The organism is Paenibacillus sp. FSL L8-0470, assembly GCF_038008625.1.
Lineage (GTDB): Bacteria > Bacillota > Bacilli > Paenibacillales > Paenibacillaceae > Paenibacillus_AQ.
The window spans coordinates 5,936,736-5,955,351 of record NZ_JBBOZM010000001.1 but is presented as its reverse complement, the minus strand read 5'-3'; the positions used below and the strand labels follow the sequence as shown (position 1 = coordinate 5,955,351).

The following is an 18,616-nucleotide window of genomic DNA, read 5'->3' as shown; positions in this document are numbered from 1 at the left end:
TACAGCTCCGTTTAGTGGTGCGTATCAACGACTAGTGGCAAGCAGCTACACCAAGACGTCGCATCAACGTACTATCGCCCAGTTACAGCTATGTTTAGTGGTGCACATCAACGACTAGTGGCCGCAGCAACGCCAAGACGTCCGCATCAACGCACTTTCGCCCACAGCTACAGCTACGTTTAGTGGTGCATATCAACGACTAGTGGCCGCAGCTACACCAAGACATCATATCATCCCGCAATAGCAACGCAAGACATCCTTATCAACGGTCTAGCGCTCGTAGCTAGAACTAAATAGATGTCAGAAACTACGCTCTATCACCCTCAACAACGACATATCATCCGGTCTCTCCTGCCCCTACGTGCAGCATTAGCACGAAGGCGACCCGCGCCTGACCCTCATTACGATTGCCCAACTCCTTGCCGATCTTGTCCGCCCATCCCCTTTCCTACATTACCCCCGTATTCATCCTGTAACATTCAGCTATAAAAATTCAGATAACCATCCCGTCAATCTGGCCTTCGGTCAAAGTCCTGAATTATTATCCAAAATTTAGTTAATCTTTCATAAATACTGTCCCCACTGCGTTTACGAATGAACGAAACGGCTATACTACCTAGTAGTAGCCAACGGTATAGACCAGGTAGACTGAATGAAATGGGAGGATGACCTATGGAATTAAGCTCATTGAGCATATTGCTGATGATCGTGCAGCTCTTTTTCGCGCTGGTTATCGGCGTTTATTTTTGGAATTTGCTGCGGGGACAAAAGACCAATAAGACGGCGGTGGATCGTGAGTCGCGCAAGGAGCTGGATAAGCTGCGGAAGATGCGGATGATTTCTTTAACCAAACCGCTCTCGGAAAAGACGCGTCCGGCCTCCATTGGCGATATCGTCGGGCAAAAGGATGGGCTGCGCGCCCTGAAGGCGGCGCTGTGCAGCGCCAATCCGCAGCATGTCATCATTTACGGACCTCCGGGAGTCGGCAAGACTGCTGCTGCCCGTGTTGTCATGGAGGAAGCGAAAAAGAATGTGCTGTCCCCCTTTAAAAGTGATGCCAAATTTACAGAAATTGATGCGACAACAGCCCGTTTTGATGAACGGGGAATTGCCGATCCGCTAATTGGCTCAGTGCATGATCCGATCTACCAAGGGGCCGGTGCAATGGGAGTGGCAGGCGTGCCCCAGCCGAAGCCGGGTGCTGTGACCAAGGCGCATGGCGGGATTCTTTTTCTGGATGAAATCGGTGAGCTTCACCCCATTCAGATGAACAAGCTGCTAAAAGTTCTTGAAGACCGCAAAGTGCTGCTGGAAAGCGCCTATTACAATTCCGAGGACAGCAACACACCTGCGTATATCCATGATATTTTTCAAAATGGTCTGCCAGCCGATTTCCGTCTCGTCGGAGCAACCACGCGTTCTCCTGATGAAATTTCACCAGCGCTGCGTTCACGCTGCATGGAAATCTATTTCCGTCCTTTGCTGCCTGATGAGATCGCCGTGATCGGGCGTGATGCGATTCAGAAAATTGGTCTGAAGCCGAGCCCGGAAGCCGTGACTGTGGTGCAGCAATATGCCACTAATGGCCGGGAAGCCGTCAATATGATCCAACTCGCCGCAGGGCAGGCTTTGACCGAACAACGTGACACTCTAACAGCAGCAGATGTGGAATGGGTGGCTGGCAGCAGTCAGTTGCCGCTGCGGACGGAACGTAAGATTCCATCATCGCCTCAGATAGGGCTGGTCAACGGCCTGGCGGTGTATGGACCTGGTATGGGTACTTTGCTGGAGATTGAAGTTTCGGCTGCACCTGCCAGCGGTCAGGGACGGCTAAACGTTACCGGTGTGGTCGATGAAGAAGAGATTGGCGGGGGATCGCGCACGATCCGTCGCAAGAGTATGGCCAAAGGATCTGTAGAGAACGTGCTGACGGTCCTGCGCACGATGAATTTGGAGCCGGACCGTTACGATCTGCATGTAAACTTTCCCGGTGGTACGCCGATTGACGGTCCATCCGCTGGAGTAGCAATGGCTGTTGCCATCGTCTCTGCAATCCGCCGTCTGCCGGTTGACAACACTGTTGCCATCACCGGAGAGATCGGGATTCACGGACGTGTTAAGCCAGTCGGCGGCGTAATCGCCAAGGTAGAGGCAGCTTTTCAGGCTGGAGCAACTACTGTGCTGATTCCGAAAGAAAACTGGCAATCCTTATTCGCCGACCTCGCCCCCCTGCGGGTCATTCCGGTGGAGACGGTGGAAGAGGTATTCCGTCACCTATTTGGGGCAGAGACCGCGGATGTAAGGCTGCCTGCAGTCTCCGGCGAAACGTTCTCTGCGTCACCTTCGCTCTTTAAGGCTGACGCTGCAGGGGATATGCAAAATTAGATTTTTGATTACAAATCTGCGATACTATAAACACTGTAATTTGAAAGTGGGTATTGTAATGAAAACTGTTGTGCTTATCGCATGGGCCATTCTGTTGCTTGTATTCACTTGTGCTTCTGACTCCAGCTTTTGGGTGAATGGCACCGTTCCATCTTTCCGTTGGCTGGGTTCAGCCGATTTCCACGAACTGACGACGCTGGATTTGAAGTATACCTCCGGGTATATCATCAGAAAGATAGGACATTTCTCAGGATTTGCTGTGCTGGCAGTCCTGTTCTATAGACGCAGTAAGAGCACCGTCCTGAGCATTCTTGTATCCATTGCTTTTGCCCTGCTGACAGAGCTGCTCCAATTATACTTTGGACGTGACGGCAGATTGTATGACGTAGCTATTGATTCTGCCGGTGTTTTGTTAGGGGTGATGGTTGTGCAGATAGTGAACAGAATTAAGTTTGATCGCAATTTAAGCAATGCGAATTAGATGTTACAATGCTACAAAAGAGCGGGGCTGTCCTAAGAGCCAAGAAGGGGCTGCTTAGAACAATCATTTCTTCAAATTATTAGGTCAGCCAGTAACTTCTGGGTGGCCTATTTTTTAGGTGTTTTAAGATGGCGGTAGCCGGGAGAACGTAGGCCTTTTTTTTGGGGGGGGCGCGCCCCCGTCACAATAACTGTTCTCCCACTGCCTCCAATGCTCATGTTGGAGCTGTAGAGACAATGGCTCCCCGCGTTATAAGCGAAGCTATGGGTTTGGAACCATCGCAGTACCGGTGAGTTCGTGATAAGGAGGAACTGGTAATTGGCTTTGATGTAGCGAAAGGAAGGGGGCATCCAAGTGTTTCTAGCGCGAAACGAAGCTTAGGGCAAAACAGAAACCATCGTACACCCGATAAGAGAGATTTAGACGTCTTGGCAGCGTCATTCAAGAGCTTCGTGAACGACCCAGAGAAGAAACGGTTTTTATTCTGGATATTGTTTTTTATAGTGCATGGGGAATGTTGAGCGTAAGCGGCTATGCAAGAACTCATGAATACATTTCTGAGACACCTTTTGGGTATGAGGATATTAAATTATTAACCATCTGTGATAAAATGGAACTTGTTATTAATTCGCATACAATGAGGGGTATGGTAATGAAGCAGATTATTAAACGGTATATTAAAAGTAATCCAAAATGTATTTATTTGTTGACATGGTTATATAATAATGTAATCGGTAGAAATAGAATAATGGTTTCTAATAAAAATAATACATTTATTGGAGCTGTCTTAATAAGTAAAACAAAATTTAAAATTAAAGGTCGAAATAATAAAATCATTATTAAAGATTTTTCAAAACTAACAAATTGCATCATCTATATCAGCGGCAGTAATAACACTATTCAAATTGACGGAAATGTATTATTAAATAAGACTGAATTACACATTGAAGACGATAATAACGAAATTGTAATCGGAGAAGGCACATCAATTACTGGTCTCACAAATTTATCCGCTATAGAAGGTACGTCAATAAAAATAGGAAAAAATTGCTTATTTTCCAGTGATATTTACTTTTCTACAGGCGATAGCCATTCCATCACTACTCTAGATCAAACAAGGCTGAACAAATCTGAAAATATTATTATTGGAGACCATGTGTGGGTAGGAACTAGAGTGGTCGGTTTAAAAGGAGTATCAATACCTAACAACTGTGTAGTGGGTTCCAGCTCTTTATTAAATAAGAAGTTCATTGAAGAAAATGTTGTACTAGCTGGAAATCCTGCTCAGATAATAAAAAGAGAAATCAATTGGTTAGTGGAACGAATTTAATAATTTGCGTTGGATCGGAACTATCCACTGCTTGTTGTTGGCATTTACGCTGTGGAACTGAAGTAATATATTTCCAGATACTAAGAAGTAGGAGCATACTTTTCACGAATGATTATCAGAGTGTACTGATAATCACTGGGGGGGTATTATAATGAGTTCTATCGGTTGCTTGCAAGAAGGGGATCGAGATTTCGACCTGGGTGAATCGGAAAATGAAAGAATTCATCGAAGAAGAGAAGATAATTGAGGAGTTTTGGAAGAAGCGCTCATATTGGGTGCTTCTTTTGTTTTATAAATATTAAATTGGAGGTAATCATCAACAAGGCTGAGAATATCCATTCGTAGCTAGCCTACTTTAAAAATATATGATGAGGAGTTGAACATAAGTTCGTGCCATACGTTCGATTATAGGTTTTTCCTTCGGGAAGAATTCAAGGACGAGCTTATTGCTCAGTAATGTTTATCCGCCCTTTATAAGTGCCGTTAAATGCTGATGTATCAATAGTTATAGAGTGTTCAGAGTGAGGAATGCTGCTGACAACAATTGAAAAAGCTTCCGCTTTTTTTGCGAATTTCTATTGTGGCTAGTGATATTAGCCCTTCGCTAGAGTTAACGAACTTTATATACCCTTGTCTCCCCCTGGCTCTGTCATATTTCCCACGTGTATACTCCACAAGGGACCCGCAAATACTAAAAACTCCGTCATTCAGATATCAATATGGTTGTTAATCATAACGGTCTCGATTAATCTGCATAAACCCCACACCAACCTTCAATTATCATTTACAGATAAGGAGCGTATGTATGGCCTGGCAGCCTGTTGGTGTTTTGATGCCGCTTTTGTTAGAATGAATGCATATGACACTACTTGAGAACCATGGGAGGTGCGAAAGCGATGATACCAAACAAAACAAAAGGTCGTCGTTTTCCTTTATTGCCCCTTAGAGGTCTTCTTGTGTACCCCAGTATGGTTCTTCATTTGGATGTGGGCCGCGAGAAGTCCGTTCGGGCGCTGGAAAAAGCTATGGTTGAAGATAACCTGATTCTCCTCTGTTCACAGTCGGAAGTGAATATTGAGGAGCCGGGACAAGAAGATATTTTTCGGGTTGGTACCGTTGCGAACGTGCGGCAAATGCTGAAGCTTCCTAACGGTACGATTCGTGTGCTGGTGGAAGGTGTGGAGCGGGCCGAAATTATTCATTATATGGATAATGAGGAGTTTTACGAGGTGATGGCGCGCGAGCTGCCAGAGCAGGAGGATGTAGATCAGGAGAGTGACGCTCTAATGCGCACCGTACTGAGCCAATTCGAACACTACATCACTTTGTCCAAAAAAGTCACTCCAGAAACGCTTGCTGCTGTCTCTGATATTGAAGAGCCAGGAAGACTCGCCGATGTTATCACGAGCCATTTGGCACTGAAGATTAAGGATAAGCAGGAGATTCTGGAGACCATTGATGTCAGCAAACGCCTGGAGAAGCTACTCGATATCCTTAACAATGAGCGTGAAGTGCTTGAACTTGAGCGCAAAATCAACCAGCGTGTGAAGAAACAGATGGAGAAAACCCAGAAGGAATATTATCTGCGTGAACAGATGAAAGCGATCCAGAAGGAGCTCGGTGAAAAAGAAGGCCGGGCCGGTGAAGCGGATGAGCTGCGCAGCCTGATGGAAGAAAAGAATCTGCCGGAACGTGTGCAGGAGAAGATCGAGAAGGAAATCGACCGCTTGGAAAAAATGCCGGCTAGCTCGGCGGAAGGCAGCGTCATCCGCAACTATGTAGATTGGCTGCTGAGTCTGCCTTGGAGCGAGTCGACAGAGGATGATTTGGATATTCTGAAGGCGGAGCAGGTGCTGGATGCGGATCATTACGGTCTGGAGAAGCCGAAGGAACGGGTGCTGGAATATCTGGCCGTCCAAAAGCTGGTCAAGAAGCTGAAGGGCCCGATTCTCTGTCTGGTAGGACCTCCGGGTGTCGGCAAAACTTCGTTAGCTCGTTCGATTGCCCGTTCACTGAACCGCAAGTTCGTGCGCATTTCTCTGGGCGGCGTGCGGGATGAAGCTGAGATTCGCGGCCACCGCCGCACCTATGTCGGTGCAATGCCGGGCCGGATCATTCAGGGGATGAAGACAGCGGGCAGTGTTAACCCGGTCTTTCTCCTCGACGAAATCGACAAGATGGCGGCGGACTTCCGCGGTGACCCTTCGGCGGCACTGCTGGAGGTGCTTGATCCGGAGCAAAACAATACATTCAGCGATCACTTCGTCGAGTTGCCGTTCGACCTGTCGAATGTTATGTTCGTGACAACTGCGAATGCTGTGCATAATATTCCACGTCCACTGCTTGACCGGATGGAGATGCTCTTCATTCCCGGTTACACAGAACTGGAGAAACTGCAAATTGCCAGCCGTTATTTGCTGCCGAAGCAGCGTAAGAACCATGGCTTGGAGGATGAGCAGCTGTCCATTGAAGACGACACCCTGCTGAAGATCGTCCGCGAATACACCCGGGAATCCGGGGTGCGTAATCTGGAGCAGCAGATCGCGGCACTATGTCGCAAAGCAGCAAAGCAGATTGTATCCGATGAGAAGAAACAAGTCAGTATCCTGCCGGGTGAGGTCAAGGACTATCTCGGTGTATCGAAGTACCGTTACGGTATGGCCGAGTTGGAGGATCAGATTGGCACTGTAACCGGGCTGGCATGGACCGAGGTTGGCGGCGACACGCTGCTGATCGAAGTGACGGTTGTTCAGGGCACTGGCAAGCTGACGCTTACGGGACAGTTGGGTGATGTGATGAAGGAGTCGGCACAGGCTGCTTTCAGCTATACCCGTTCAAAGGCGGAGGAGCTGGGACTGGCACCGGATTTTCATGAGAAAAATGATATTCACATTCACATCCCTGAAGGTGCAATACCGAAGGATGGCCCCTCTGCAGGGATCACCATTGCTACTGCGTTGATCTCCGCACTGACCAAACGATATGTATCTAAAGACGTGGCAATGACGGGTGAGATTACGCTGCGCGGGCGTGTCCTGCCGATTGGCGGGCTCAAGGAGAAATCGCTGGCTGCCCACCGTGCCGGTTACAAAAAAATCCTTCTTCCGAAGGACAATGAGCGCGACCTCAAGGATATCCCGGAGAGCGTACGCAACGATGTGGAGTTTGTGCCTGTATCCCATATGGATCAGGTGCTGCAGCATGCGCTTGTTGAACATCATACAGAAATTAGCAGTGAAGCGCCGAGTAGTGTGCATTAGAAAGGAAGTCCTATGAAAGTTAACAATGCCGAATTTATCATCAGCGCCGTAGGCCCTGATCAATACCCAGTTGACGCCTTGCCGGAGATTGCTCTGGCAGGGCGCTCCAACGTAGGGAAGTCCTCCCTGATCAACCGGATGATTAACCGCAAAAATCTGGCCCGTACCAGCTCCACACCGGGCAAGACACAGCATATGAACTATTACCGTGTCAACGAAGATATGTATTTTGTTGACTTCCCGGGCTACGGGTATGCCAAAGTTTCCAAAACCCAACGTGCCTCATGGGGGAAAATGGTCGAAAAGTATATGGCTGAGCGGGATACGCTAAGGCTTATTCTGCTTATAGTGGATTTGCGCCACCCACCAACCAGTAATGACAAAATGATGTTTGATTGGCTGAAGCATTATGATCTGCCACTCTGCGTAGTGGCAACCAAAGCGGACAAGATTCCCAAGACCCGCTGGCCAAAACATATCAAAATTATGAAACAGGAGCTCGGCGTATTGCCGGGTGATAATTTCATCTCCTTTTCCTCGGAGCTGGGCCTCGGCAAAGATGAACTGTGGGAACTGATTGAGAGATACTGCCTTCCTTCTGAAGAAGAGCTAGCGGATGAGCAGGAAAGCCAGGAACCCGGAGAAGCATCTCAGTCTCAGTCTGAGGATACCTCTGAAGAAAAAGTTGGTCCTGATCTATAGAAAATATGCGTATATCATAGGATCAATGCGAATTCTTCACCTATCCTCCCATTCCCACGCTATAAGAGGGAGCAATGGTCTTTAGCCTGCTCTAGCATGAGAGGAACCCGCCGCTCTACGTTGTATAATCAATCTAATGATTGCTATAAGAATAGAGGGATGGTTATGGCTCAGCGATTGGCGACGGAATATGTAAATACTACTTTGCAAATGACAGAATTTCAGATGAACCAGTTTCTGCTCACAGCCGATACCTGCTTTATCAGCCACCGTGTTAAGGTCCTCGGAGGTGGAGAACAGGAGATTGTACTGGAGGAAAACGGGGGAGAAGCGATTCGCCTCAATGTGGAACGCCGGGGGCATCTCTATATCTGCACGTTTTCCTGCCGGGTGGTGAACCCTCATCTGAATAATGCAGTCCGCAAGCTTTTCGTCACTTATAAGGGGTCTGGTTCAGTGAATAGGATTTATCAAGGAATCACAATGGAGTATTATTATGAAAGTGGATCGGTCCGCCGGATTTCAGAGCTTACTGCTAATGGCAGCAAGCTGATCTATCAACATAAACAGTCCTTATTGGAGATGATGACTCTCTTTAAGTCTGACGTTATAGAACGCGAGATTGCAGTGCTGCGCCTCGAAATTGATAGTTTATTAGATTGCAGATTTACCGTCCAGAGCGATAAAATGATAGGTGAAATCGACGGTAAACTTGCAGCGATAAACCAACGTTTGATAGAATTGGAATTATAGGAATAAATTACACATTGATTCTAGCGATTATTCCCCAGTGAGATGGTTGTGTTTTTGCGAAAATTCTATACAATAAAGCTAGAAAAGGAAGAATAAAAAGTATATGATAGATATCCATAACCACATTTTACCTTTTATGGATGATGGAGCTGCAGACTGGGAAGCGGCTCTCACCATGGCACAGGACGCCCAGAAGGACGGCATTTCTACGGCAATAGCTACACCTCACCATGCCAATGGAGTATATATGAATCCCGCTCCAAATATTGGACAAGCTGTGCAGCTTCTGAATGAGAGACTTCAGCAAGCTGGTATTAACCTGCTTGTACTGCCCGGTCAGGAGATCCGCATATACGGGGATCTTCTGATTGATTTGGAACAAGGCCAGTTGCTGACGCTTGCGGGATCAAAGTATATATTGCTAGAAATGCCTTCTTCTCGGGTACCACGCAGCATGGAGGAAACTTGCCATGAGCTTATGATTCAAGGTTTTGTCCCAGTCATTGCCCATCCGGAGCGCAACGCTGAAATTGCTGAAGATCCCAGCAAATTAGAAAGATTAATAGAGCTGGGAGCACTAGGGCAAGTCACAGCACAGAGTATTGCCGGAGTCTTTGGAAGCAAACTGCAGAAGCTCTCACTCGACCTGTGTCGAAGAAACGCTGTTCATGTGATCGCTTCCGATGCACATGACAGCCGTCATCGGCCTTTTGGTCTCAGTGAAGCTTACAACGTTGTGGAGAAAGAACTGGGGGCAGTCGTTTCTGACTGTTTTCGCCACAATTCACAGAAAATTATCGCCAACGAGGAGCTAGTTCGAGTGCTTTATACGGGTTCCCGCAAAAAAAGTCAAAAAATCTTCGGATTATTTTCTCGTAAAGCGTGACCAATCTCTCGAATAGTGGTAGAATGGGTAATACTGGGTTATTGTTACATTTTATTTGAATAGAGTCGGCTTAGTATGACCTATTCTAACAGCAACAGCAGTAACAGATTCAACACTACATACAAAGAGGTGGATGAAAAGTGACTTTGAAGAAAAAATTAGCAGTATCAACACTAGCAGTAAGTATGGCAGCAGCATCTGTAGCAGGCTTCCCTTTCAGCAGCCAAGGTTTGGCTAAACATTTGGGTGGCGTTGCATCTGCGGCAACTAGCAATGACGCGATTGTTACAGCTTTGAAGGGACGTGCAGCTGTATTGTACGGAACTTTGGCAGAAGCGGACAAACAAATCCTGCGTGATTTCCGTGGAGAGCTTCAGGGCTTGACTCAAGCACAATTGGAAGCGGATTTTGCTCCAGTGACAGATAAGTTGACTTTCCTGACACAGGCAGACAAATCTCTGCTACACAAACTTTATGTGGAGATCGTTACATCTGTATATACTCCTGATTATTCAGCAGTAACTGACATTCAGAAGTCTGAAAACTACCAGGCTTACAAAGACTTGGTGAAGAAGATTGCTGGAGAAATTGGCCTGCCTAACCTAACTGTTGATGAAGTGTACTCTTCCATCTTTGGTACAAGCGGTGTTGAACAAACACTGATCCCTCTCTTCAAGGGACAAAGTGAAGCTGTGATTCTTGCAGCGCTGCAAGACGAGAATAGTACTCTTTTCAAACAAGCCAAAGAAGCTACTCTTAAAGTTGCAGTGGGTTCCTCTACTGTTAATGGTGTGCTTAACGGACTCAATAAGTTCGGAGTAACCAGAGTTGAACTTGCGGCAGTGAAGAATAACCTGCAAAACGAAGCATCCGTTACTAAAGAAAAAGCTGCGGCATTGGTGCTTGCAAGAGCATATTACAATGCATACCTCCAAGCTGGTGGTGGTAACAATGGCGGTAATAACGGTGGCGGTACTGGTGGCGGTACTGGTACAGTAGTGACTAATCCTACTGCTACACCAGGCATCTATGATGTATCTAAGCTTGTAAGCATCGTTGGTGATGTGGCTACATTGAATCTGGTTGACGCCGATGTGCTCAAAGCATTTGATGCCCTTCTGGCTGCAAACCCTGGGAAAACCGGCCTTACCCTCACATTGAACCTCGGAACAGTAAATGCTAAGACTGTAAAAGTTCCATTGTCCAAAGTGATTATTGAAGCTGCTAAAGCTAAAGGTATCGCAAACATTGCTATTACTTTTAACGGATTGACTGTAACTATTCCAGTAGCACAATTCAGTGATGCTGTTACTTTGACTACTACAACAGGTGAGGATGCTACGGTAACTTCGATTTCCAAATTGAAATTGGCTTCTAAAGTATATGACTTCGGTTTGACAGTTGGTGGCGTGGCTACAACAACATTTAAACAACCATTGACTATCAAACTGCCGCTTAAGGATACTACAGGTCTTGATAAAGAACTGTTGTCTGTAGCGAAAGTTGTATACAGTGATCTGCAATTCCAAGGCGGCGTGCTAGATGGCGAACATATCGTTGAACCACGTGATACATTCTCTTCCTATGCTGTACTTGAGAATAAAGTAAGCTTCAGTGATATTGCTAAAGTTCAAGCTTGGGCTGGAAGACAAATTCAAGTCGTAGCTGCTAAGGGCGCGATTGAAGGTATCGGAAATGGTAAATTTGCTCCTAAGAACAATGTTACCCGTGCGGAATTCGCTAAGATGCTGGTTCGTGCTTTGAACTTGGAAAACAGCACAGCAACTGAAAACTTCAGCGATGTGAGTTCTACTGCTTGGTACGCTCCTTATGTAGCTGTTGCTGCAGAGAAGGGTATTATCCAAGGCCGTACTTCAACTACATTCGATCCAACTGCAACGATTACACGCGCTGAGATGGCTACATTGATCTCCCGTGCATTGAAATTGACTAACCCAGATGCAAAGACAGATGCTTCGGCTCTGAACAAATTCACTGATGCTGCTAAGATCAATGCTACGCTGAAAGATGGAGTAGCCTTCGCTGCCAGCAACAACTTGGTAATCGGTAATGCTGGTAAGTTCAACCCTACGAACACAGCTAGCCGTGCAGAAGCTGCAGTAATTATCTATCGTACTATTAACTTCAAGTAAGCAATAAGCAAGTGGAGAGCCTCCTCTCGTTTACGTGAGAGGGGGCACTTTTTTAGCGTGGATTGAAATATTACAGAAACAGCTTGGAGGGAAATTCACTTGTCAGCACAAGAATTGGATCTTCGCGATTATTTTCAAATCGTCAGGAAAAGAGTTTGGTTAATTGTTAGTATTGTAGTAGTGGCATGTATTCTTGCCGGAATTTATAGTTTGTATATCAAGAATCCCGTATATGAAGCTTCCACGAAGATCATTGTGAATCAGACACCTACACAATCTACGGTAGGTCAGCTTGATCTTAACCAAATCAATACGAATATACAACTGATTAATACGTACAAGGAAATTATTAGGACACCGGCGATTCTTGAAGTCGTAGCCAAGAACTATCCGCAATTTAATATCACTGCGGAGGAGTTGTTGAAGAAAGTAAACGTGAGTTCCGTAAATAATACGCAGGTGATGACACTTGTCGTTCGAGATAATTCATACCAGAGAGCCGCAGAAATTGTGAATGCCATTTCACTTGTGTTTAAGCAAGAAATTCCTTCGCTGTTCAATGTGCAGAACGTATCCATTCTAAATGAAGCCAAGACCGCACCACCTGTTGCGCCGGGGCCGGTTGAACCCAATGTTGTGCTGAACATTGCTATAGCTTTTATTGTTGCCTTGATGATAGGACTTGGGATTGCCTTCCTGCTGGATTATTTGGATGATACGCTAAAGACTGAAGATGATATTGCGAAATACCTCGGTCTGCCAACAATTGCTATGATTACAAGAGTGGGACAAGAAGAGGGCAAAGGGACCGAAACACAAGCCCAGTTATTATCTAGAAAAACGGGGGAACTCGAACATGTCACAGCAACCAAATAACCAACAACGCCATCTGATTACCGTGACAAACCCTCGTTCACCTATTTCTGAAGCTTTTCGTGCGCTTCGTACCAATATTGATTTTTCTTCCGTGGATGAGCAGATTCAAGTAATTATGATTACCTCCTCCGGCCCGGAAGAAGGGAAGTCTACTGTCTCTGCCAACTTAGCGGCTGCTTATGCTCAGGCCGACAAGAAAGTATTGTTGATTGATGGAGATTTACGCAAGCCAACAGCCCACAAGACGTTTTCCCTAAGTAATCGTTACGGGTTATCCTCATTGTTATCTCAACAGGCTGTACTCAAAGAAGTGGTTCAGGAGTCTGGAGTGAATAATCTCTACTTGATGACTTCGGGCCCAATTCCACCGAATCCTGCTGAAATGCTGGCTTCAAATCGCATGAGCACAGTAATTCAAGAATTAAGACAGAATTTTGATGTGATTCTGATTGATACACCGCCATTACTGGCTGTTACGGATGCCCAGATTGTTGCTTCTAAGAGTGACGGAGTCATTATGGTCGTGAGTTATGGCAAGGTTAAACGAGATATTGCTGCTAAAGCTAAAGGGAATCTGGATCGTGTAGGCGCTAAAATGCTGGGTGTAGTACTCAATAATGTCAAACGCAAAGCCAGCGAGGGCTACTATTATTACTACTATGGAAATTAATGTACTGTAGAGAAATTTGTTATTTTTGGAGGCACTAAAAATGACAGCGAAATCCAGAGTGTTCTTGTTATTCCTAATTGATCTGGTTATTATTTGGCTTAGTATTGTGACGTCTTATATGTTCCGGTTTTATGACGGCATCCCACATGAATATCTTTTGCAAATGATGCAATTTGGAGTGATTTCAACTATTGCCATTGGTGGTAGCTTGATTTACTTTGGCTTGTATCGGCGCATGTGGCAGTATGCCAGTATTGGAGAAATCGTATCTATTTTTAAGGCGATTGTAGTTGGAGCTTTAGTTTCTTATGGAGTTGCATTGTTACTTCTTCCGGCGCGTGTGCCTTTTGGAGTTGAAGTTAGAGTTTTAGAAACAACCCTTGTGCTTGTTGGGGGAGTTCGTTTTTTATGGAGGGTTTTCCGCAATGAACGGATCAACTATAAAGAAACTGAGATTCATTCATTGATTGTAGGTGCTGGAGATTGCGGAATGCTGATAGCTAAAGAGATGATGGGCCCCTCCTTTGCTCAAACAAAATTAATTGGTTTCATAGATGATAACCGAAACAAATACCATATGTCGATTTTGGGATTGCCGGTTTTAGGTAATAGATATGATCTGCCTCGGCTCGTTAAGGAGAAGGACATCCATGAGATTATTATAGCGATGCCTTCTGTATCCAGAACAGAAATCTCTGAAATTATTAATCTTGCCAAGACGACGGGGGCCAAATTGAAGATAATTCCAGCTTTGAATGATCTGATTGCTGGCAAAATATCTATAAAAAAACTACGCGATGTTAGTGTAGAAGATTTGCTAGGACGGGAACCCATAGTCGCAGACTTAAATGGTATCTTGGGCTACGTTCATAATAAAACAGTTATGGTTACAGGAGCAGGTGGATCTATTGGCTCTGAACTCTGTCGGCAGGTTGCTCCCTTTGCTCCGGACAAGCTATTGTTACTTGGACATGGTGAAAACAGTATCTACACTATTGAAAAGGAATTAAGTAACAATTTCCCTGAATTGGAAATTGTTACAGTGATTGCTGATGTGCAGGACCGTAATCGAATGATGGATGTATTTCGTACGTTTAGGCCGCATGTTGTCTTTCATGCGGCAGCGCATAAGCACGTTCCTCTAATGGAGCGTAATCCTTCGGAAGCCATCAAGAATAATGTGTTTGGTACCCGGAATGTAGCAGATGGTGCTGACCGGTTTGGTGCAGAACGTTTTGTAATGATATCTTCAGATAAGGCCGTTAATCCTACTAGTGTGATGGGGGCGACTAAACGTATTGCTGAGATGTATGTACAGAGCTTGAATACAACAAGTCAGACTAAATTTTCGGCCGTGCGTTTTGGCAATGTATTGGGCAGTCGTGGAAGTGTAATTCCCGCCTTTAAGCAGCAGATTGCTGTAGGTGGTCCGGTAACTGTAACTCATCCCGATATGGTTAGATACTTTATGACTATACCGGAAGCTGTACAATTGGTAATCCAGTCTGGTTCTTTTGCCAAAGGCGGGGAAGTGTTTGTATTGGATATGGGGGAACCAGTGAGGATTTTGACTTTGGCTGAAGATCTGATTACATTATCCGGTTATGAACCTTACAAGGATATTGACATTACTTTCTCGGGGATTCGAGAAGGGGAGAAACTGTACGAAGAATTGCTAACAGATGAAGAAAATCTAGGCTCTACACAGCATGATCGGATATTTATTGGCAGACCCAATGTAATTAGTCAAAATCAGCTGGAATTAGAATTTAAACGGCTCGAGCGTGTATTAGCTGAGGAGCCGAGTGCGATTCGCGAGGTTATTAATCAGATTGTCCCTATGCAGCCGGTTGCTCAAGCGGCTATTAGCTAACTATTATTTGCGGGGGGATTACTATGTTCAACAAAAGATGGAAGAAAGTATTGGCTTGGTCACTTTCAATAATTCTAGTGCTGGCTATAGGAGGATTATTTGCTGCCAATTATGCTGTCGACAGATTAATGACTTCGATGGCGAATGGACTTGATTTGGAGACTGAGGATACTCCAAACGCTTCAGTAGAACCAACTTTAGCGCCTACAGATAAGATTCCAGGTGAAGCTAATGAGTCTAACGAAAATGCAGCGTTAGAATCTGCTGCTCCGAAGAAAACATCAGCTGCTGGAAAGTCTACAGATCAAACGACATCGCCAGAGAGTACTCCCATCCCTTTGTCTTCAAGCGGTAGCGGTAAGGACACCACAGCAAGAAGTCAACGGACAAGTAGCCCAGCGACGACAGATGTGGAAAGTAATCCGACAAGCAGCCCAACGACAGATGTGGAAAGTAACCTTAGTGAATACTCCGCTCAAGTGTCGACAGATAAAGCAAAGAAAATTCAAGAGAATGTTACGGTGAAAGATAAGGCGGATGTTACATCAATTGTTCTTGGAGAGCTAAGTCTTTCTGACATAAAAAGATTGCAAGAATTGGCTAGTGGAGGTTTAACACCAGAAGAAAAGCGGGAAGCTCGGCAAATTATTTTGGACAAAGTATCAGCAGATCAATATAACGAACTGTCGAATATAGCAAAGAAATATGGAGCAAGCCGAGGCTTGAGCCATGATCAGGTAGTTGCTGAAGAACAGCAAATACAAGCACAAGAGGTGCAAGAAGAAGGAAGTGAATGATGATGAAGAAAATAAAAATTCCAGCAGCTGCCCTGCTGCTCTTTTCTTTAATTGGAGTAGCACCATTAACAGCGTCGGCCCCGGTATTCGTGTCGGCTGCCTCGGTTACGACAGCAAAAGTAGAGAATACAGTCAAAGTTCAAACGATGGATGTAAAGATGATTTTTGATGGAGTAAGTCTAACCACTCCTTCAGGTCAACTTGTATTTACCCATAATAACAGTACTTATGTACCTTTAAGATTTGTTTCATATGCACTACAAAAAAGTGTAGTTTGGGATGCGAAAAATCTAAAAGTCACCGTTTCTGAACCAACGGGTTCTGAACTGGTAGTGATTAAAGAGTTTTTAATGAATAATGCGAGTAACAATATCTCTACAGTGGCAGGAAAGAGTTATGTGCTGAATCAAGTCAATTCCAAATATGTGTTTAATGGATCATCTAAGGTGCTACCGAGCGGGCAATCCAGCTACATGTTCAAGGGAACTTTGTATGTGCCTTTGCGGTTCTTGTCCGAGTCTGTAGGCAATAAAATAAAATGGGATCAAAAAACGAAGACAATTACAGCTGTATCTGATGGATATCAAGGCCAATCCAGCTCAAGTACTACAGGTTCGTCAAATGGTAATTCAAGTAATTCAACTAACAACTTGACACCCGGATCGTCAACAGGCGCGGGTTCTGGTGGCTCCGCTTCTTCCAGTAAAGTTTCATATGAATCAATTACTAGTGCTACAGAGTCTAAGCTCAGTGCACTAAGATCGCAAAGCCAGTCCACATTAATGAGTACAGCATTTGAATACTTGGCGGCCACTGATGAAACTAGTAAAGCAAGTATAAAAGCAAAGGGGCTTTCTCAACTTAACAATTTCACCTCAAGTTTTAACAGTATCGTGGCGGATGCAGAGAAACAGTTGAAGGATAATGGCTATAGCACGGATATTATCGCATCATATAGAAGTGCGTTTGATGCAGAGCTTGAGGCTGGGAGAAGTTTAGCTGAAGGACTAGGAAACTGACTTTATACACAATCATCGTCTTAAATCGGGAGGATATAGATGTACGAGAAATTTATTAAAAGGATCTTAGATATTGTATTTTCATTGATCCTATTCCCGTTTTTTTTAGTTATAACACTTATTGTGGCTGTAATGATAAAAGTGGAGGATGGAGGGAAAGTTTTTTATTATGCAAACCGTTTAGGTAAGAATGGTAATGATTTTAAAATGTATAAATTCCGATCTATGAAAATGAATGCTCCAGATATCAGGAACTCTGATGGGTCAACATTTAATTCAAATGATGATCCGAGACTAACTAGAATTGGTAAGATATTAAGGAAAACCAGTGTAGATGAATTGCCTCAATTAATTAATGTGTTTCTTGGGGAAATGAGCTTTATTGGACCAAGGCCTGACCTTTCAGAACAACTAAAGTACTATTCGAATGGAGATATAAGGAGATTAGAAGTTCTACCAGGTATAAGTGGATATAATCAAGCTTACTTTCGAAATAATATTTCTTGGAAAGAAAGAATTGCTAACGATATTTATTATGTAGAACAAATTTCATTCTTGTTTGATTTGAGAATATTATTTAAAACCGTTAGAAGTATTTTTTTTCAAAAAGGTGTTTATTCACAAGAACTGAATGGAGGAGGCAGCAGTGCCGGACAATCTAAATGAAATTGAAGCTGCTCCTTCTTCTTATGTTGTAGAAGAATTAGGATGGGATACTAATTATTTTGGATATAAATCAGCGAGAGTGATTTTGAAAAACGAGCTTTCAGAAAAAGAATGGATATTTTTGCTTAATAAACTTGCGGAATATGAGTTTGTTACTATTAACAATTTAAATAATAATAATAATAATAATAATTGGATAGGTAGAAATACTACAGCATTCCTTACAGATTTAAATTGCAAATTCAAAAAAAAAATTTCTATTTCTTTAGAAAAAAATACGTACTCTGTGAGTGTGGACAATAAGTTTTTATGGAATGAAGATATAATTCAAATAGCGGACAATGCTTTTAGATATTCAAGGTTTTTTAATGACAATAATTTAAATGATGAAAAAAAGAAAGCTGTTTATTCAGAATGGGTAAAAAATGCATTTGAGCAAAAAGGGAAATACTTTGTTACATATACAAACGAAGATGAAATAGTTGGATTTCTATTGTTCTCAATAAATGAAAGTGACTTATCAGCTAGCATTGAATTGTTGGCTGTGAATAACAAGTACAAAAATAAAAAAATTGGGAAAACGCTAATAAATGAACTTGAGATATTCCTCGATAAAAAAAGCATGAAATATATTATTGTAGGAACTCAGATTGATAATGTACCAGCAATGAATTTTTATTTTACTAATGGATTTCAATTAGAAAGTAGAAATTCTATTTTTCATTATTGGCCTAAATTCCAAACTAAATGTAGGGAGTATTGAAG

At 43.9% G+C, this 18,616-nt stretch carries 15 protein-coding genes; all 15 read left to right on the top strand.

Translation table 11 applies throughout. The features are described from left to right. The first annotated feature begins 672 nt into the window (after nt 1-672). The 15 genes from lonB (at nt 673) to NST99_RS27085 (ending at nt 18,614) form a co-directional block, all read left to right on the top strand. Nucleotides 673-2,385 carry an ATP-dependent protease LonB gene (gene lonB / locus NST99_RS27155; RefSeq protein ID WP_341095837.1) on the top strand — a complete coding sequence of 571 codons (1,713 nt, stop codon included), beginning with the start codon at nt 673-675 and terminating at the stop codon, nt 2,383-2,385. Between the two features lie 58 nt (nt 2,386-2,443). Next, complete coding sequence (locus NST99_RS27150; RefSeq protein ID WP_341095836.1) at nt 2,444-2,866, top strand: VanZ family protein; 423 nt, start codon at nt 2,444-2,446, stop codon at nt 2,864-2,866. A 514-nt stretch (nt 2,867-3,380) separates the two neighbouring features. Then, nucleotides 3,381-4,196, top strand: coding sequence for an acyltransferase (locus NST99_RS27145; RefSeq protein ID WP_341095834.1), 816 nt, complete (start codon nt 3,381-3,383; stop codon nt 4,194-4,196). An 896-nt stretch (nt 4,197-5,092) separates the two neighbouring features. Next, a complete protein-coding gene (lon, locus tag NST99_RS27140) occupies nt 5,093-7,456 on the top strand; it encodes an endopeptidase La (RefSeq protein WP_340896817.1) in 2,364 nt (787 codons plus the stop codon). Nucleotides 7,457-7,468: 12 nt separating this feature from the next. Further along, nucleotides 7,469-8,158: a ribosome biogenesis GTP-binding protein YihA/YsxC gene (gene yihA, locus NST99_RS27135; protein WP_341095832.1), complete on the top strand. Its 690-nt coding sequence runs from the start codon at nt 7,469-7,471 to the stop codon at nt 8,156-8,158. A 177-nt stretch (nt 8,159-8,335) separates the two neighbouring features. Continuing rightward, nucleotides 8,336-8,911 carry a non-ribosomal peptide synthetase module gene (locus tag NST99_RS27130; protein ID WP_341095831.1) on the top strand — a complete coding sequence of 192 codons (576 nt, stop codon included), beginning with the start codon at nt 8,336-8,338 and terminating at the stop codon, nt 8,909-8,911. 103 nt (nt 8,912-9,014) lie between these two features. Beyond that, on the top strand, nt 9,015-9,797 hold the full coding sequence (locus NST99_RS27125) for a tyrosine-protein phosphatase (RefSeq protein ID WP_341095829.1): 783 nt from the start codon (nt 9,015-9,017) through the stop codon (nt 9,795-9,797). 140 nt (nt 9,798-9,937) lie between these two features. After that, complete coding sequence (locus tag NST99_RS27120) at nt 9,938-11,950, top strand: S-layer homology domain-containing protein (protein ID WP_341095827.1); 2,013 nt, start codon at nt 9,938-9,940, stop codon at nt 11,948-11,950. Nucleotides 11,951-12,049: 99 nt separating this feature from the next. After that, the gene (locus tag NST99_RS27115; protein ID WP_341095824.1) at nt 12,050-12,826 is read left to right on the top strand and encodes a YveK family protein; all 777 of its coding nucleotides are present in this window, start codon (nt 12,050-12,052) and stop codon (nt 12,824-12,826) included. After that, nucleotides 12,807-13,496, top strand: coding sequence for a CpsD/CapB family tyrosine-protein kinase (locus NST99_RS27110; protein ID WP_076110713.1), 690 nt, complete (start codon nt 12,807-12,809; stop codon nt 13,494-13,496). The genes NST99_RS27115 and NST99_RS27110 overlap by 20 nt, the downstream gene beginning before the upstream one ends. Nucleotides 13,497-13,536: 40 nt before the next feature. After that, a complete protein-coding gene (locus NST99_RS27105) occupies nt 13,537-15,369 on the top strand; it encodes a polysaccharide biosynthesis protein (RefSeq protein ID WP_341095823.1) in 1,833 nt (610 codons plus the stop codon). A 23-nt stretch (nt 15,370-15,392) separates the two neighbouring features. Further along, on the top strand, nt 15,393-16,166 hold the full coding sequence (locus NST99_RS27100) for a hypothetical protein (protein WP_341095821.1): 774 nt from the start codon (nt 15,393-15,395) through the stop codon (nt 16,164-16,166). Nucleotides 16,167-16,168: 2 nt separating this feature from the next. Then, nucleotides 16,169-17,185: a stalk domain-containing protein gene (locus tag NST99_RS27095; protein ID WP_341095819.1), complete on the top strand. Its 1,017-nt coding sequence runs from the start codon at nt 16,169-16,171 to the stop codon at nt 17,183-17,185. A 39-nt stretch (nt 17,186-17,224) separates the two neighbouring features. Then, complete coding sequence (locus NST99_RS27090; RefSeq protein ID WP_341095817.1) at nt 17,225-17,851, top strand: sugar transferase; 627 nt, start codon at nt 17,225-17,227, stop codon at nt 17,849-17,851. After that, the gene (locus NST99_RS27085) at nt 17,817-18,614 is read left to right on the top strand and encodes a GNAT family N-acetyltransferase (RefSeq protein ID WP_341095815.1); all 798 of its coding nucleotides are present in this window, start codon (nt 17,817-17,819) and stop codon (nt 18,612-18,614) included. Before NST99_RS27090 ends, NST99_RS27085 begins: the two co-directional genes overlap by 35 nt. Nucleotides 18,615-18,616 lie beyond the last annotated feature (2 nt).

Bases quoted from the DNA above. Each gene is read 5' to 3' on its own strand.
- NST99_RS27125 (WP_341095829.1), top strand. From the start codon at position 9,015: ATGATAGATATCCATAACCACATTTTACCTTTTATGGATGATGGAGCT.
- NST99_RS27145 (WP_341095834.1), top strand. From the start codon at position 3,381: ATGTTGAGCGTAAGCGGCTATGCAAGAACTCATGAATACATTTCTGAG.
- NST99_RS27090 (WP_341095817.1), top strand. From the start codon at position 17,225: ATGTACGAGAAATTTATTAAAAGGATCTTAGATATTGTATTTTCATTG.
- yihA (WP_341095832.1), top strand. From the start codon at position 7,469: ATGAAAGTTAACAATGCCGAATTTATCATCAGCGCCGTAGGCCCTGAT.
- NST99_RS27085 (WP_341095815.1), top strand. From the start codon at position 17,817: ATGGAGGAGGCAGCAGTGCCGGACAATCTAAATGAAATTGAAGCTGCT.
- lonB (WP_341095837.1), top strand. From the start codon at position 673: ATGGAATTAAGCTCATTGAGCATATTGCTGATGATCGTGCAGCTCTTT.
- NST99_RS27150 (WP_341095836.1), top strand. From the start codon at position 2,444: ATGAAAACTGTTGTGCTTATCGCATGGGCCATTCTGTTGCTTGTATTC.
- lon (WP_340896817.1), top strand. From the start codon at position 5,093: ATGATACCAAACAAAACAAAAGGTCGTCGTTTTCCTTTATTGCCCCTT.
- NST99_RS27095 (WP_341095819.1), top strand. From the start codon at position 16,169: ATGAAGAAAATAAAAATTCCAGCAGCTGCCCTGCTGCTCTTTTCTTTA.
- NST99_RS27100 (WP_341095821.1), top strand. From the start codon at position 15,393: ATGTTCAACAAAAGATGGAAGAAAGTATTGGCTTGGTCACTTTCAATA.
- NST99_RS27110 (WP_076110713.1), top strand. From the start codon at position 12,807: ATGTCACAGCAACCAAATAACCAACAACGCCATCTGATTACCGTGACA.
- NST99_RS27105 (WP_341095823.1), top strand. From the start codon at position 13,537: ATGACAGCGAAATCCAGAGTGTTCTTGTTATTCCTAATTGATCTGGTT.